At 66.1% G+C, this 15,362-nt stretch carries 9 protein-coding genes; 5 read left to right on the top strand and 4 right to left on the bottom strand.

The window, feature by feature from the left end; translation table 11 throughout:
• Positions 1 to 515: 515 nt before the first annotated feature.
• Both SH602x_RS02575 and SH602x_RS02570 read right to left on the bottom strand, forming a co-directional pair.
• Positions 516 to 3,005: a serine/threonine protein kinase gene (locus tag SH602x_RS02575; RefSeq protein WP_479475311.1), complete on the bottom strand. Its 2,490-nt coding sequence runs from the start codon at positions 3,003 to 3,005 to the stop codon at positions 516 to 518.
• Between the two features lie 292 nt (positions 3,006 to 3,297).
• Positions 3,298 to 3,495 carry a hypothetical protein gene (locus SH602x_RS02570; RefSeq protein WP_479475310.1) on the bottom strand — a complete coding sequence of 66 codons (198 nt, stop codon included), beginning with the start codon at positions 3,493 to 3,495 and terminating at the stop codon, positions 3,298 to 3,300.
• A gap of 344 nt (positions 3,496 to 3,839) precedes the next feature.
• Here SH602x_RS02570 and SH602x_RS02565 point away from each other — a divergent pair, with 344 nt between their 5' ends.
• The gene (locus tag SH602x_RS02565; RefSeq protein WP_479475309.1) at positions 3,840 to 4,115 is read left to right on the top strand and encodes a hypothetical protein; all 276 of its coding nucleotides are present in this window, start codon (positions 3,840 to 3,842) and stop codon (positions 4,113 to 4,115) included.
• 38 nt (positions 4,116 to 4,153) lie between these two features.
• Here the strand turns inward: SH602x_RS02565 and SH602x_RS02560 are convergent, their stop codons facing one another.
• Entirely contained in the window at positions 4,154 to 5,155 is a 1,002-nt protein-coding gene (locus tag SH602x_RS02560; RefSeq protein ID WP_479475308.1) for an AAA family ATPase, read from the bottom strand.
• Positions 5,156 to 5,435: 280 nt separating this feature from the next.
• On the opposite strand from SH602x_RS02560, the gene SH602x_RS02555 reads away from it, so the two are divergent.
• Positions 5,436 to 6,827 carry an alkaline phosphatase family protein gene (locus SH602x_RS02555; RefSeq protein WP_479475307.1) on the top strand — a complete coding sequence of 464 codons (1,392 nt, stop codon included), beginning with the start codon at positions 5,436 to 5,438 and terminating at the stop codon, positions 6,825 to 6,827.
• Between the two features lie 113 nt (positions 6,828 to 6,940).
• Here the strand turns inward: SH602x_RS02555 and SH602x_RS02550 are convergent, their stop codons facing one another.
• A complete protein-coding gene (locus SH602x_RS02550) occupies positions 6,941 to 8,284 on the bottom strand; it encodes a sugar porter family MFS transporter (protein WP_479477089.1) in 1,344 nt (447 codons plus the stop codon).
• A gap of 398 nt (positions 8,285 to 8,682) precedes the next feature.
• On the opposite strand from SH602x_RS02550, the gene SH602x_RS02545 reads away from it, so the two are divergent.
• The 3 genes from SH602x_RS02545 to SH602x_RS02535 all read left to right on the top strand — a co-directional run bounded on the left by SH602x_RS02545 (position 8,683) and on the right by SH602x_RS02535 (position 15,260).
• Positions 8,683 to 9,882 (top strand): XylR family transcriptional regulator, encoded by a 1,200-nt coding sequence (locus SH602x_RS02545; protein ID WP_479475306.1) that lies wholly within the window; start codon positions 8,683 to 8,685, stop codon positions 9,880 to 9,882.
• Between the two features lie 252 nt (positions 9,883 to 10,134).
• Complete coding sequence (locus SH602x_RS02540) at positions 10,135 to 14,541, top strand: PVC-type heme-binding CxxCH protein (protein ID WP_479475305.1); 4,407 nt, start codon at positions 10,135 to 10,137, stop codon at positions 14,539 to 14,541.
• A gap of 248 nt (positions 14,542 to 14,789) precedes the next feature.
• On the top strand, positions 14,790 to 15,260 hold the full coding sequence (locus tag SH602x_RS02535) for a DinB family protein (RefSeq protein WP_479475304.1): 471 nt from the start codon (positions 14,790 to 14,792) through the stop codon (positions 15,258 to 15,260).
• Positions 15,261 to 15,362: the final 102 nt, after the last annotated feature.

The raw sequence follows: 15,362 nt of genomic DNA, 5'->3' as shown, positions 1-15,362 counted from the left end.
GCCGGGCGGCGCAGTCGCGGAAAAGGGCTGATTCTAGAAGGAGCGGCGGGAAGTGAAAAGGTTCCCGACGTCCCTCCCGCAGGTCAGGCACCGCCTGACGGCTACTTCGTGAGGGCCCGTCCCTGTTCCGACGCCGCCCTCGACCCGCATTCTTCGCCGGCGAACGCTTCCTCCGCGTCGTCAGGCACGGCCTGAACTGCCGATTCGTCAAGCGCTCGATGTAAGGGTACGTGTGCCATGCCCACGTCTCCGCAGGAAGCGTGGGCATGTAAAGGGCCGGCCGAACCGTACATGCCCACCCTGCTTCGCGATGTGGGCATGGCACACAAGAGCCGAAGCCTGACACCGAACGGTAGACGAACCACTACGGGAACGGGCGCCGGCCATGCGCCGTCGCGAGCCGTACGCCGGCATCGACTGGATCAGCGCTCGATCGACGCTGCGCTCGATCGACGGACTCGGGGGATTAACATCCCCCGCTCGCCGAAGAATGAACGACGCACGCGACGCGCTTGCTACTCGTCCGACGGTTGGCGGAACTGCATCGTCTCGCCGTGGAAGCTGGGCGAGGGGCGGTCGATCGTGTGGGGCCCTGCGCCGTTGCCGGGACGCGCTGCGCCGCGGCGGGGAAGGGCGCCCGCGCCATTGCCGACCGGAAGCGGAGCGGCGGCGTCTTCCGGATCGCTGCCGTGCGAGACGCCGGCGCGGGAACCATGCACTGACGCCGCGCGAGAGGTCGATCCGGCGTATCGCGACGTGCCCCCGCGCGAGGCGCCGAATTTTCTCCGCCGGCCGGAACCGCGAGAGGGACCGTTCGCCGCTTCGCTGGCCGCCGCGGCGATCTCGTTATCCCGGCGAATCCACCACGCCTCGGCGTAGTCGGTCGACCAGGGCTCCACGACGGGCGCCGCCTCGAGCATCTTCGCCAGCTCGCGGGCGGTCTGCGGGCGCTTGGCCGGGTTCTTCTCCAGGCACTTCATGATCGCCGCTTCGATCTCGGCCGTGCAGGGCGCTCCGTCGCGCTCCGACGGCGGAACAGGCGTCTCGGAGACGTGCATTCGGCAGAGTTCGACCAGGCTCGACGATTCGAACGGGGGGCGTCCGGTCAGCAGGAAGTATCCCACCGCGCCGACGGCGTAGAGATCGCTCCGCGCGTCGACGAGCGCGGCGGACTGGATCGCCTCGGGCGACATGTAGAGCGGCGTTCCGGTCAGAGCCCGATCGCCGGAGATGTTCGCGAGCTTGCGTTCGTCGACCGCCTTCACCAGGCCGAAGTCGAGCGTCTTGCACATATCGGCGATGCCGCCGCGACGGGTCACCATCACGTTCGCCGGCTTCACGTCGCGATGGACGAGCCCCGTGCAGTGGGCTTCGTACAGCGATTCACAGATCTGCTTGAGGATATGCGCGACGCGACCGTCCCCCTGCGGTCCGTGGTCGTCGACCAGGTTCTGCAGGTCGATGCCGTCGAGGTACTCCATTGCGTAATAAAAGACGCCCTCGGGCGTGCGACCGTAATCGTAGATCGCGACCGTGTGCGGGTTGTTGAGCTGGCAGGTGATCTGCACTTCATGCTCGAACCGCGCGATCGCGGCGTCGGTGACCTTGTCGGGGTCGAGCATCTTGATCGCCGTGGGCCGCCTGAGCATGGCATGCCGCCCCTTGTAGACGACGCCCATGCCGCCGTGGCCGAGCTTTTCTTCGAGGGCGTACTGTCCCAGCTTCTTGGCTTCGACCGCGGCCTTCTGCGCCTCGCGCTGCAGCCGGGCGACGATCACGGTGAAGACGAAGATCGCGACCGACGTCGCGCCCAGGAGCGCGAACAGGCCCCAGAACGTCCACCGCAGGATCGTCAGCGGGCGATACGCCTCGGAGACGTTCACCTCCGTCGCGAGGCCCATGCCGTACTTCGGCAGCCAGGTCCAGGCGCCCACCACGGGCACGCCGCGATAGTCCGAGTACCCGTCAAGATCGATGCCGGAATTCTCGGCCGTCGCGGCCGAGGCCATCTTGGTCAGCGGCAGTTCGGCCCGACGAACGCCCGGACGATGACCGGCGGTCATGTCGCCGCCCGGATCGCGGACGGAGAGTTGCAGCATCGACTGAGAACCGGGCTGATCGGGCAACAGGCCCAGCAGGATCAGTTCCTCGTCGAACCGGCTATTGGAGACCATCAGCCCGTCGGCGTCGAACGCATAGGTTTCGCCCGTCTCGCCCAGGCGTCCGAGTTGCAAAATGCGCGTGAACTCCTGCCCCGGTCGAATCTGCAGCGCGAGCGCCCCGACGACCTGGAAGTTCTCGTCCCGGACCGGGGCGCAGACGAACATCGTCGGCACGCCCGTCTTCAAGTGGCCGGATTCGTCCTTGATCCGCGCGACGCTGGGGAAGGGGGGCGAAACGGTCGTCTCCCCTTGCAACGCCTTCGCGAGAAACGCCTGGTACTCGGGCACTTCCTGACGGCCGACGATCGACTCGTCGGCGGCGGCGATGATTCGCTGCGACTTGTCGGCCATGAAGTAGCCGACGTAATCGTGCGCGGACAAATCGGGCGCGATCTTCTTCGCCAGCGCTTGTCGCAGCAGCGCCGCCGTTCGCGAAGCGTCGGGCGAAAGAGACGTCGCGACCGGCCCGGGATCGACAGCGACGGTCGGCGCCGCTTCGGCACGGGGCGTCGCGTTTCCTTCCAGAGGGGTCGCTTCGGACCCCATCGTCACCGCGTGCGTCGCCTCGAGTTGCGACAGCAGGGCATGCGCGTCGGTGCGGAGGTCGATGTCGTTCGCCAGCGATTCGGCGTTCGCCTCCTGGGCTTCCAGCCAGGTCAGCAGCATCGCCTTTTCGATGTCGAGCAGGGTCTGCAATTCCGACTGCAGGCTGGACCGCATCGTCGATTCGACGGCGCTGCGTACGTAAAGCCCCGTCGCTGCGAGCAGCAGCACGCCGACGATCGGCCAGACCCAGAGCTGCTTCTTGAAGAAAAGCCGCGTCCTGCCGAGCGAATACGACATCGACTGCATCGCCCACGTCGCGCGGGGCGACAGAGTCGACGGTCGTCGACGGAACGATCGAAGGTATTCGAGCGGATTCACGCGAGGCGGGGGGGGCGGGAGAAGGCAGCAGAAGGAGGGGGCGAAGCGCTTCGCGACGCGAAAACCGCTTCACCTACCGGACTTAACGCAGACGACAGGGCCGCCGTCTCCATCGTTCCGACAGATTTGCCTTCTCTGATGATGATTCCCGCAGGGCGGTTTTGGCAAGGGAAATCCTGGCGGGGCGATCCGCCGGTTCCCGCCCGTTCAGTTACCGCTCCCGACCGTTCTCCTTCGCGAGGCGGAATCGTTCGCAGGCGTAGCCGAGCGCCTGCCAGGCGCTCCAGTCGAGGGGCGACTCGGGCGGACGAGTGCGGAGGAACTTCGCGATCGCGGAATCGGGGTCCGACTCGATCGCGTCGATCATCGGCAGCCCTTCGCCGTTCACCACGGCCCAAACGTAAAACATTTCCTACCTCCCTTCGCGCCGCCTTTCCCCAGTCCCCCGAGTCACTGCAAATACCGGGCGAATACCACCGCCCGAAACGGCTTTACGTAAGGGACCAGTTAATTCCCGTGTCCGTTTCGTCTTCAGCAAGGAGTTACGTCTCCGGCGCGGTGGCCGAGATACCGGCCTGGTCGCCCACCGCCCAGTCGGGTGGTTATTTATCGACCGCCCTGGATCGATTTCGACCGAGATATCAGGTATTCGGGGCGATTCTCTCCGCTTCCGTCAAAGTTGCTTGACGAAATGGGGCAGAGCGGGGCAGGATACCTGCAAGCTTCCGTTTTCTTGCAGCAAGGGCAGGGAAAATGCCCGTTTGGGCTGTCGTCGATTCGCAAGGCGTTCCGCAACCCGGATCGGTTCAGCCGACCGAGCTGCGCGCGATCATCGCCTTCGTTTCTTCCATGAAGGAAAAGAACGTCAGCTCGCCGGACTGGTCCGGCTGGAGGGAGAACGGCTATTCCTGCCGTCCGTTCTCGCTCGAACGAGCCCCCGAAACCGAGCAGGAAGCCGCTCCGCCCGGCAGCGTCCCCGGTCGCGACGGCTCGCCGAAGAAGCGTTCCGAAGGGAAGAAGGGGACCTAGCGCCGCCCGCCGCCGTCTCGCGAAGACGGGCGGCTCACTTACACCGGCGCATCCGTGGAATCGACGATCCGGCGGATGCAGTTTTCCGCCGCTTCCCGCTGGGCCGCCAGCAGCGTCCCCTTGAGCAGGATCCGGTGGGCCAGCACCGGGACGCAGAGCGTCTTGATATCGTCCGGAATGACGAAATCCCGCTTCCGCAAAAACGCCAGCGCCTGACTCGCCCGGAACAGGGACAACGCCCCGCGGGTGCTCACGCCGAGGTGGATCTCGTCGTGGCGCCGGGTCCGTTCGACGATCGACAGGAGATAGTCGTACAGCGAGTCCTCCACGCGGACCGCCCTGACGGCGTCCTGCATGGCGACCACCTGTTCGCAGGTGACGATCGGTTCGAGGAGGTCGACGGGCTCTCCCGCCAGGTGCGAGGAGAGCACCCGCTTCTCCGTCTCCCGATTCGGGTAGCCCATCGAGACGCGCAGCAGGAACCGGTCGAGTTGACTCTCGGGGAGCGGATAGGTCCCCTCGAACTCGTACGGGTTCTGCGTCGCGATCACCACGAACGGGCGGGGCAGTTTGTACGTCTTGCCGTCGACGCTGACCTGCGCCTCGCTCATCGCTTCGAGGAGCGCGCTCTGCGTCCGCGGAGGAGCGCGGTTGATTTCGTCCGCCAGCGCGATGTTCGCGAAGACGGGCCCCTCGTTGAAGTAAAAGCGGCTCTCCCGCGGGTCGTAGACCGTGCTGCCGACGATGTCGCTGGGGAGCAGGTCGGGCGTGAACTGCAGACGGCTGAACCTGCCGGCGATGCTTTTCGCGAGCGCCTTGCCGGTCAGCGTTTTGCCGACGCCCGGGACGTCTTCGAGCAGGACGTGATCGCCCGCCAGCATCGCGACCAGGCACAACTCGACCAGGTCGCGCTTCCCCAGAACGACGTTGCCGATATGCGTGAGCAGCCGCTGCGCCAGTTCCACCGGAGCCGTCGAAGCGGCGACCAGGGACGAAGCCTCAGGGGACGATTCGTGCTGCTGTTCCGGGACGGCGGTCACGAAGCCTCGCTGCTGGGCAAAGAACGGAGAGACGACCTGGGGAAAAGCTTCTCGGGCGCCGCATGCGGGGCAGCGAACTGCCCGCGTCCGGCGATCCGGGCGTCCGATCATCCTAGCTCAGAACGGGCTTCAAGTGGAGTCTGGCGAGCCTGTCGACCGGTGCGGCGTCGGAGTTCCGCTGCCGGCGTCCAGCCGCGGAAGGGACTCTGTTGTGGGGCCTGTCGCGGCGGACGATAATGGCGGCCCCGCCTGCGGATCTCCCTCCTCCGAAGCGACGCACATGCGATCTTTCCGTTTCCGGCCCGCGCTGATCCTGACGCTCGCCCTCGTCGCCGGCGGCATGGGCGCCTCGTCGGCGCTCGCCCAGGCGAAGGACCGCCACGTCGTCGTCGTGAGCATCGACGGGTTCGCGGCGTTCCTGCTCGACGATCCGAAGGCGCCCGTTCCGACGCTCCGCCGGCTGGCGAAGGAGGGGAGTCACGCGCCCGAAGGAATGCAGGTTTCGAACCCGTCGGTCACCTGGCCGAACCACACGTCGATGGTGACCGGCGTCCATCCGATCAAGCATGGCGTGCTGGCCAACGGCGTGCTCGTCCGGGGAGGGGCCGATCAGCCGGTCACGGTCGACCCTCGTCGCGATCAGAAGGATCTCGTCCACGCGCCGACCGTGTTCGACGCCGCCCATGCTGCCGGCCTGACCACGGCGGACGTCAACTGGCCCTGCACGCGCGGCTCGCAGACGCTCGACGACAGCTTCTCCGACGTGCCGGAGCAGGTCGAGCACATGACGCCCCGACTGCGGGACGAACTGATCGCCGAGGGCATCCTGCAGGACGACACGCAGAAGTCCTTCATGTCCGGCAGCATCGTCGGACGCGATCTGGTCTGGACCGAGACGGCCTGCCACCTGATCCGCGAACGGAAGCCCAACCTCACGCTGATCCACCTGCTGAACGTCGACGCCACGCATCACGCGGAGGGCGCGCAGTCGCAGCCCGGGTACACGGCCAACGCCTACGCCGACATGTGCCTGGCCCGCATCGTGCAGGCGATCGACGACGCCGGCATCCGCGACTCGACGACGATCATCGTCGTCTCCGATCACGGCTTCGCGATGACGCCGAAGGCGATCTGCCCCAACGTCCTGCTTCGGCAGGAGGGCTTGCTGACGGTCGCCGCCGGGAAGATGACCGACGCCCGGGTGCATGTCGTTCCGGAGGGAGGCATCGGCCTGGTCTACTGCACCCACCCGGGCGAAGCCGAGGCCGATCGCGATCGGGCGGCGAAGCTCTTCGAGGGTCAGGAAGGGGTCGCCGCCGTCGTGCGTCCGGATGACTTCGCGAAGTACGGCATGCCGCATCCCCGGGAGTACGCCCAGGCGCCCGACGCGATCCTGGTGGCGCAGGACGGCTACGCCGTGTCAGGGTCCGTCGAGGGGGAAGCCTTCGTCGCCGGCAACGTCGAGGCGAAAACCTCCCTCGGGTCGCACGGCTTCGTCTCGGACCTGAAGAAGATGAACGCCCTGTGCGTTCTCTCCGGCGCCGGCATCAAGCAGGGCGCCAAGCTCTCGGGCGCGGAGAACATCGACGTCGCCGCCACGATCGCGAAGCTGCTCGACCTGCCCGAGTTCGCCTGCGACGGCGAGGCCTTGGAAGAAGCGCTGCTTCCGTAGGTCAGGCATTGCCTGACGACGCGGAGGAAGCGGACGGCGCAAAGTATCCGGTTCGCGGGAAGGCGAATCGCCGATCGGCGCCGCCACGAAGAAGCCGTCAGGCAATGCCTGACCTACGAGAGATCGTCCCGCGGGCGTATGCCCAGCCGGGCGGCGATCTCCTCGAGCGGTACGCCCTTCGTTTCAGGCACGGCGAGCGCGACCCAGACGAGTTGCAGGACCATCATGCCGCAGAAGAAGAGGAACACGTAGCCCGGCGCGAACGCGGTGACCATCTGCGGAAAGAAGGTCGTCAGCAGCGCCGCGAAGATCCAGTGCGTGAAGCTCCCCAGCGACTGCCCCTCGGCCCGATGCTCGTTGGGGAAGATCTCCGAAATGAAGACCCAGATCACGGCTCCCTGGCCGACGGCATGCGCGGCGATGAAGGCGAAGATGCAGGCCGGCACGATCGAATACGTTTCCGAGAAGAAGGCCCAGGCGCACAGCCCCAGCGACGCGATGTAGCCCGTCGACCCGATATAGAGCAGCGTCCTTCTCCCCACGCGATCGATCAGCCACAGCCCCACGAACGTGAAGATCAGGTTCGTGACGCCGATGCCGATCGACCTCAACAGCGCGGCCTGCTCGCCGAGTCCCGTCATCTCGAAGATCCGCGGCGCGAAGTACAGAATCGCGTTGATGCCCGAGAGCTGGTTGAAGAAGGCGATCAGAATGGCCAGCGAAATCGGCCGGAATAGCCGCATCGTGAAGAAGGGCTCGCGGGCCGACCTCTCCGTCGACGAAGCGGCGATCTGATCGGCCAATTCCGCGATCTTCTTCGGATCCTCCTGCGGGGAGATCTGCTCCAAGACCTCGAGACCCTTCTTCAGGTCATGCTTCTTCGTGATGAGCCACCGCGGGCTCTCGGGCAGCGTCAGGCAGAGCAGGGCATAGATGACCGCGGGGATCGCCTCGACCCCCAGCATCCAGCGCCAGTCGTGTTCGCTCACCCCTGCGAGCGCCGCGTTCGATCCGAACGCCACGAGGATGCCGAACACGATGTTGAACTGGAACAGGCCCGCCAGCCGTCCCCGCCAGGCAGCCGGCGCGATTTCGGAGATATAGAGCGGGGCGCAGACCGTCGCGACGCCGACGCCCAGTCCGCCCAGGAACCGGGCGATCCAGAAGTCGATCGGTCCGAACGCCATTCCCGACCACACGGCGGAGAAAAAGTAGAAGAGGCCGATCGCGATCAGCGTGGGCTTCCGTCCCCATCGATCGGTCGGCCAGGCGCCGACGAGGGCGCCGAGCACCGTCCCCCAGAGCGCAGCGCTCGTGACGATGCCGTGCTGAAACGCCGACAGTTCCCAGACCGTCTGGATTTTCTGCTCGGCGCCGGAGATGACGACCGTGTCGAAGCCGAACAGAAATCCGGCCAGCGCCGAGGTGAGCGACCAGAAGAAGAGGCGACCGGTCATGGCGACGAGGCTCGCTGTGCAGGCGCGACCGACCCACGCCAGCCCTTGACGATCCTCGGCCCCGAGAAGAGAAGCGGACATTCTAGATCGCGTCTCGCGAAACTGTAGCGGCCTGTGCGCCGATGACGCGGCGATTCAGATCGCCGGGAACGCTACATGTGAGTGCGACACGCACTAACGGTGCGAGGCGTTCCGCTCATGCAGGGTGGCCATCGACTCAGCGTTCGGCGAGCGCTCGCCGAAACGGCATCTCTTCGCCGAGTACGCTGGAGAAAACGAATCCCGGGCGGCATGCCTCCGCGGGCTTCGCTGCACGTATGGGCGAGCCAGCCAGGGGACGCCCAGACGTGCAGAACTCTCCGAAGCGAAATGGCGATGCCGACGAAAGACGCCTGACCATGCAACGCCGCCGCTCCGTCGCGCTATTGATCGAGACCTCGAACGCCTACGCCCGCGGCGTGCTGGAAGGGGCGCTCGAATACGTGCGGCGGCACGAAGCCTGGTCGCTTTACGTTCCCGAACAGGAACGCGGGGCGACGCCGCCCGACTGGCTGTCGCGATGGAAAGGAGACGGCATCATCGCGCGAATCGAGACGGATGAGATCGCCGCTGCCGTGCGCAAGACGGGGCTGCCGGTGATCGACGTCAGCGCCGCGCGGATCTGTCCCGACATGGCCTGGGTCGAAACGAACGACGAGGCCATCGCGCGCCTCGCTGCCGATCATCTGATGGAGCGAGGCTTTCGCGATCTGGCCTACTGCGGCGACCCCGGCTTCAACTGGTCGGTCTGGCGTCGGGATCGCTTCGTTCAGATCGTCGAGGAGTCCGGGCGCCAGGTTCACGTTTACGATTCGATCTCGCGAAACGATCCGGCCTATTCCTGGACCCGCGAGCGTCAGCGGATGGCCCGCTGGATCCGCAAGCTGCCTAAGCCGGTCGGAATCATGGCCTGCTACGACATCAAGGCGCAGCAGCTTCTCGACGTCTGCCGGGATATCGACGTCGCCGTGCCGGAAGAGATCGCGGTAATCGGCGTCGATAACGATCCGCTCGTGTGCGAACTGGCCTCGCCGCGGCTGAGCAGCGTGATTCCCAACGTGCAAAGGACCGGGTACGAAGCGGCCCGGCTGCTCGACCTGATGATGGCGGGCGAGACGGTCCCTCCGGTCGGCCACTTCATCGATCCGCTCGGCGTCGAAACGCGACAGTCGACCGACGTGCTCGCGATCGAAGACCGGGACGTCGCCTCCGCGCTCCGTTACATCCGGGAGAACGCCTGCTTCGGCATGAACGTCTCCGACATCCTGAAGGAAGTTCCCGTCTCCCGGCGAGTCCTGGAAAGTCGCTTCCGGAAGCTTCTCGGACGGACGCCGCATCAGGAGATCCAGCGCCTGCGGATCGACCGCGTGAAGCATCTCCTCGCGGAAACGGATATGTCGCTGGCGGAGATCGCGAATCGCGCCGGTTTCGAGCATGTCGAGTACCTCTCGTTCGCGTTCAAACGCGAAACGGGAGAGACGCCCAGTCAGTACCGCCGGTCCGTCCAGGGCCGCTCCGGCGACAGCCAGGTCCGGGCGAACGAGGACGCCGGGCGGTAAAATATCTCAGGCAGTTTGCGTTATTTGTCATGGCCCGTGATCGTTCGCCGGGCGAATATGGAAGGTCGGAGATCGACCTCGATCGCGAGTTCTCCGGCGAAAGGGAGCGCCCGCCGTCGTCCGGTCGGTTCTCTCACGTTCGATCTCCGCTCTGCTTGATCGACGGCCTCGGGGGACTGACGTCCCCCGCTCGCCTGTCTCTAGTCATCGAACCTCCTCCCCCGTCTCTCCCGACGTGACAGGAACGTTGCCGTGTCGAAGCGTCTGTTCGGTCTGATCGCTTTCTCGCTCCTCGCGCTGTCGTTCTTCGCCGCTCCCGCGAAGGCCGAGGGCGAACGCCTGTCGCTCCTCTTCCTAGGCGACAACGGCCATCACCAGCCGCCGCTACGGTTCAAGGAACTGGCGCCGGCGCTCGCGGAGCGGGGGATCGACCTGACGTACACCGACGACGTGAAGGCGCTCAACGCCGACACGCTCGCCGACTACGCGGGCCTGATCGTCTACGCCAACATCGACGAGCTCCCTGCCGAGCAGGAAAAGGCGCTGCTGGCCTACGTCGAAGAGCAGGGCCAGGGGTTTATCCCGCTGCACTGCGCGTCGTACTGCTTCCGCAACTCGGACGCTTACATCGACCTCGTCGGCGCCCAGTTCCAGCGCCACGGGACGGGCACATTCCGCACGAAGATCGTCGCGCCCGATCACCCGATCATGCAGGGCTTCGGCGGGTTCGAATCGTTCGACGAGACCTACGTCCACACTCGCCACAACGACGAGGGCCGCACGGTCCTGGAGGTCCGTGAGGAGAGGAACAACTCCGCTGAACCTTGGACCTGGGTTCGCGAGCAGGGGAAGGGTCGCGTCTTTTACACCGCGTGGGGTCACGATGCGCGAACGTTCACGAACCCCGGCTTCGTCAATCTGGTCGAGCGAGGCATCCGCTGGGCCGTGAAGGACGATCCGTCGAAGGCGCCGACCTTCCGCGACGCTCCGCAGATGACGGAGTTGCCTCAGGATCTGCCCGAGACGCAGAAGATGCAGGGCAAGCTCCCCTTCTATCCCGCGGGCGAGAAGTGGGGCACCGTCGGCGACCCTGTCACCGAGTTCCAGGCCCCCCTGTCCCCGGAGGACTCGCGAAAGCTCTACACGCACCCGGTCGGCTTCGAACTGGAACTCGTCACGTCCGAGCCGCAGATCGGCAAGCCGATCGGGATGAACTGGGACGAGCGCGGCCGGCTCTGGCTGCTCGAAACGGTCGACTACCCCAACGAACTGCAACTGAAGGGTCAGGGTCGCGACCGGATCCGCATCTGCGAAGACACGAACGGCGACGGCAAGATCGATAAGACGACCATCTTCGCCGAAGGGCTCTCCATCCCGACGAGCCTGACCTTCGCCCACGGCGGCGTGATCGTGCATCAGGCGCCGGAGACGCTGTTCCTCCGCGACGACGACGGCGATGATAAGGCCGACGTGCGGAGCGTCCTCTTCACCGGCTGGTCGACCAACGACACGCATGCGGGGCCCAGCAGCCTGACCTACGGGCTCGACGGCTGGTACTACGGCCAGGTCGGCTATGCCGGCTTCCGGGGCGAGATCGCGGGCGAGGATCGCAACTTCCGCCAGGGCTTCTACCGCTTCCGCGTCGCGCCCACGCGCAACATGCAGGATCCGCTGGTCGTGAGCGAGTTCGAATTCCTCCGCAACGTGAACAACAATTGCTGGGGCGTCGCCGTCAGCGAGGAGGGGATCCTGTTCGGCTCGACCGCCAACGGCAATCCCAGCGTTCACATGCCGGTCGCGAATCGCTACTACGAGGCCGTCCGCGGCTGGTCGCCCAGCGTGCTGGGGACGATCGCAACGAACGATCGCATTCACCCGATCACCGACGTCGTGCGGCAGGTCGACCATCATGGCGGCTTCACCGCCGCCGCGGGTCACGCCCTCTACACCGCCCGGCAGTTCCCGAAGGCGTGGTGGAACCGCACCGCCTTCGTCAGCGAGCCGACCGCCCACCTGACGGCGACGTTCACGCTCGAACCGCAGGGGAGCACGTTCGTCGCGAAGAACAGTTGGAACCTGATCGCCGGCGTCGACGAATGGCAGGCGCCGATCATGGCCGAGGTCGGACCCGACGGATCGGTCTGGATCATCGACTGGTACAACATCGTCGTTCAGCACAACCCCACGCCCGCCGGCTTCGAGACCGGCAAGGGCGCCGCCTACGTCACCGACCTCCGCGACAAGAAGCATGGCCGGATCTATCGCCTGAAGTACGTCGGCGACGAGTCGACGCATCCGACGAAGATCGCCTCGCTGGAGAACGCGACGCAGGCGCAACTCGTCGAAGCGCTTTCCGACTCCAACTTCTTCTGGCGTCGCCATGCCCATCGCCTGATCGCAGAGGGCCGGGCCGGCGACGTCACCGACGCGCTCGTCGATCTGGTGAAGAACGCGAAGACTGACGAAGCGGGTCTCGCTCCCGCAGCGATGCACGCGATCTGGCTGCTCGACGCCGTTCCGGTTCCTACGGCGAAGCAGGAGGCCGTGCGCAAGGCGATCGCCGATTCGCTGGTCAACAAGCCCGCCGGCGTCATGCGCGCCGCGGCCGAATCGATCGACGACGAATCGCTCGACGCCTTCGTCGGCAGCGGCGTCCTCTTCACGATCGATCCCCAGGTCCGCCTCGCGGCGCTCCTCCGCGCCAGCGAATTCCCGACCGACGAGACGCTCGCCGAGCAGATCTTCACGGTCGCCGGCGATCAGCCGACGCTGCAGGACAAGTGGCTCGCCGACGCCGTCACCGCCGCCGCGGCGAAGCACGCCCTGCCGTTCCTGAAGATCGCGCTGGCGAACGAGAATCAGCACGAGGATTCCGAGCAGCGTCCTGCCGGACTCGACGCCGTCGTCGCTCGCGTCGCCGAGCACTTCGCCCGCGGCAAACCGACGGACGAACTGAACGACCTGTTCGTCGCGATGGGCCAGACTGAGCACGCGGAGAGCTCGATCGCCGCGATCGCAGTCGGCCTCGAAAAGGGCCTGCCGAAGGAGGCGACCGCCAAGCTCTCTGCCGCAGCGGACGAGGGTCTGGCGAAGTCCATGGCCGCCGCGCCCGCCGATCTCCGATCCGTCCTCGTGCGGCTGGGTCTCTCGCTCGGCAGCGAGAAGATGGAGAGCTTCGCGGGCGATCTGGTCGCGGGCTACGTCAAGCAGATCGCGGACAGTTCGCTCGATAGCGAGAAGCGCCTCTTCGCCGCTCAGGAACTGGTCGCCTTCCGTCCGAACGACGCGTCGGTCGTCGCCTCGATCCTGAAACAGATCCAGCCGCAGACGCCGCCGGAAGTCTCCGTCGGCCTGCTCGAAGCGCTGGCGAAGTCGCAGTCGGTCGCCGTCGCCTCCGGCATCGCCGATCGCTTTAGTTCGCTCACGCCTTCCTTGCGTCAACGGGCGCTCTCGATGCTCCTCTCGCGTGCGGAGTGGACCGATCGGCTGGTCACCGCGCTCGCGGAGAACGACATCCCGCTGTCGGATCTGGCCCTCGATCAGCGTCAGGCGCTGGCCGCGCATCCCGATCCCGCGATCAAGAAGCGGGCCGCCGAGATCCTGATGAACGCGGGCGGTCTGCCCAATGCCGATCGCCAGGCCGCCATCGACGCCTACCACGCGGCGCTGACCGAGCCGGGCGACGCCGTACGCGGCAAGGAGTTGTTCGTCAAAGAGTGCGGCAAGTGCCACAAGATGCAGGGCGAAGGGACCGCCATCGGCCCCGATCTGACTGGCATGGCCGTTCACCCGCGGCACGAACTGCTGATCCACATCCTGGACCCCAGCCGCAGCGTGGAAGGGAACTTCCGCGTCTACCAGGCGATCCTCGCCGACGGTCGCGTCCGCTCGGGCCTGCTCGCCAGCGAGACCCGCACGTCGATCGAACTGATCGACGCCGAGGCGAAGAAGCACAACCTGCTTCGCGAGGATCTGGAAGAGCTGGTCGCGTCGTCCAAGTCGCTCATGCCCGAGGGCTTCGAGAAGCAGCTCGACGTCGCGGCCATGACCGACCTCCTGGCCTACATGACCAAGCGCGGCAAGTACGTCCCGCTCGACCTGTCCAAGGTCGCAAGCGCCGTCAGCACGAAGGGGATGTTCTACAGCGAGGACGCCCGGCAGGAACGGCTGGTCTTCGACGACTGGAACCCGAAGACGTTCGAAGGCGTCCCCTTCGCGCTCGTCGACCCGAAGGAAGGCCGCGTGAAGAACGCGCTGCTGATGTACGGCCCGACCGGCTACCTGCCGCCGCAAATGCCGAAGCAGGTCGAGCTTCCGTTGTCGGGTCCCGTCGCGGCGGTGCACCTGCTCTCCGGCGTCTCCGGCTGGGGCTCTCCCGCCAGCGAGAGCGGCACCACGACCTTGGTCGTCCGCTTCACGTACGCCGACGGCAAGACGGAGGATCACGAGTTGAAGAACGGCGTTCACTTCGCGGACTACATCCGCCGGGTCGACGTCCCCGAGTCGAAGTTCGCCTTCGCTCTTCCGGGCGGGCAGCAGCTGCGCTTCCTGACCGTCCGCCCCGAGCGTGCGGAACCCCTCGCCTCCGTCGCCTTCCTCAAAGGCCCCGACGACACCGCCCCCATCGTCATGGCCGCGACGGCGGAGATGCGGGAGTAGGGACAGGCGATCGAGGAATTCTTTCGGCGCTCGATCTCTTCTCTTCCTGAGCGGGGGACGAAAGTCCCCCGAGCTCCCGCGCAGCGTATTCAGTAGGGTGGGTCATTGACCCACCTATTCTATTGGCCGCGTTTCGGCGTCCGACGCAGGATCTGTGCGAAGTCTTGCCGTATACAACCCTTCTCCGCCAGCCGCCGTTGGGTTAGGTGGGTCAATGACCCACCCTACGAAGAAGGAGCGGCCCCCCCATGCAAAACTACCTCCTCTCCTTCTATCTCGTCGGCGCCGAGCATGTGAAGCAGGCGACGGCGGGGATGACGCGAGAGCAACTCACGGCGCGGCCGATCGAGGGGAAGTGGAGCGTGCTGGAGGTGGTCAGTCACCTGGCCGATTCGGAGGCCCTGTTCGCCGAGCGTATGAAGCGGATCCTGGCGGAGGAGCGACCGACGCTGCAGTTCGCCGACCCGCAGCTCTTCGCGCCCGCGCTGGCCTACAACGAGCGCGACCTGGAGACGGAGATCGGCCTGATCGAGCTGACGCGAAAGCAGATGGCCTCGATCCTGCGTACGGTTCCGGACGAGGCGATGACCCGCGTCGGCCTCCACAGCGTGAGCGGGCCCGTCACGCTCGAGGACGCGTTCATGAAGTGCATGACTCACATGGACCATCACCTCCGCTTCGTGCATGACAAGCGCGTCGCCCTCGGGCTGCCGGGGTGAGAGCGGCTTCGAATCCGGTCCTTCGGCGAGCGAGGGATGTGAATCCCCCGCTCGCCATTCGATCGACGCTCCGCCAGCGAATGGTCGAAGAAGGTGGGCCAA

Source organism: Lignipirellula cremea (assembly GCF_056501455.1).
The sequence above is the reverse complement of the archived record's forward strand: the minus strand, read 5'-3'. Positions and strand labels throughout refer to the sequence as shown.

Bases quoted from the DNA above. Each gene is read 5' to 3' on its own strand.
- SH602x_RS02570 (WP_479475310.1), bottom strand. From the start codon at position 3,495: ATGTTTTACGTTTGGGCCGTGGTGAACGGCGAAGGGCTGCCGATGATC.
- SH602x_RS02550 (WP_479477089.1), bottom strand. From the start codon at position 8,284: ATGACCGGTCGCCTCTTCTTCTGGTCGCTCACCTCGGCGCTGGCCGGA.
- SH602x_RS02575 (WP_479475311.1), bottom strand. From the start codon at position 3,005: ATGTCGTATTCGCTCGGCAGGACGCGGCTTTTCTTCAAGAAGCAGCTC.
- SH602x_RS02545 (WP_479475306.1), top strand. From the start codon at position 8,683: ATGCAACGCCGCCGCTCCGTCGCGCTATTGATCGAGACCTCGAACGCC.
- SH602x_RS02565 (WP_479475309.1), top strand. From the start codon at position 3,840: ATGCCCGTTTGGGCTGTCGTCGATTCGCAAGGCGTTCCGCAACCCGGA.
- SH602x_RS02535 (WP_479475304.1), top strand. From the start codon at position 14,790: ATGCAAAACTACCTCCTCTCCTTCTATCTCGTCGGCGCCGAGCATGTG.
- SH602x_RS02555 (WP_479475307.1), top strand. From the start codon at position 5,436: ATGCGATCTTTCCGTTTCCGGCCCGCGCTGATCCTGACGCTCGCCCTC.